Raw genomic sequence first — 606 nt, 5'->3', positions numbered from 1 at the left:
CAGGGCGTTAAGTGTAATGAGGGAGTTATGAAAAAAATCTTATTTCTATTATTGGTAATTTCAACATCTGTATTTGCGGAATCAAGCCCAAAAGAGCTGTCGTTGAGACTGTACGATTTGATGGAAGTCGATGCATCGGTGAAGCAGATGCCTGATTCAATGCGAAATATGCTAGAGAAGCAGGTCGAAGCTAACAAGAACATCCCTGATAGCAAAAAAAGATGATGCTCAAATAATATTTAATGACATCATTAATCTTCAAATGAGCATTTATTCTGACCCAAAAATTAAAGATCATATTGCTAGCGCTTATCAAGAAATGTATTCAGATGAAGAGCTAAAAGGGTTAGTAGAATTTTTTGAATCACCTGCTGGGCAAGCTTTTGCGACCAAAGGAAGCCAGATATCACATCATTTGCAAAGCTTTATCCTTTCTAAGTTACAAGAAATTCAGCCTAGCTTGAAAGCTAAGGAGCAAGAACTACATAAGTTACTTGCGGAGTGAAAATTACACTTAACAAAGCATTTAAGAGTGATTCGCAACGCTTGGCGGTTTCGCTTCGCTCAAGTATAGCCAAGCGTCGCTCACACCTTAATGCGGCGTTA

General features: G+C 38.4%; 2 protein-coding genes. Both read left to right on the top strand.

Translation table 11 applies throughout. The annotated features are described in order from the left end of the window. Nucleotides 1–225: hypothetical protein (locus tag R7Z47_RS25695; RefSeq protein WP_318130872.1), on the top strand; the 225-nt coding region annotated here is incomplete at its 5' end. A gap of 37 nt (nt 226–262) precedes the next feature. After that, on the top strand, nt 263–505 hold the full coding sequence (locus tag R7Z47_RS25690) for a DUF2059 domain-containing protein (RefSeq protein ID WP_258652824.1): 243 nt from the start codon (nt 263–265) through the stop codon (nt 503–505). Nucleotides 506–606: the final 101 nt, after the last annotated feature.

Source organism: Vibrio sp. 1641, assembly GCF_033339995.1.
In the GTDB taxonomy this organism is placed as follows: Bacteria; Pseudomonadota; Gammaproteobacteria; order Enterobacterales; family Vibrionaceae; genus Vibrio; species Vibrio alginolyticus.
The sequence above is the reverse complement of the archived record's forward strand: the minus strand, read 5'-3'. Positions and strand labels throughout refer to the sequence as shown.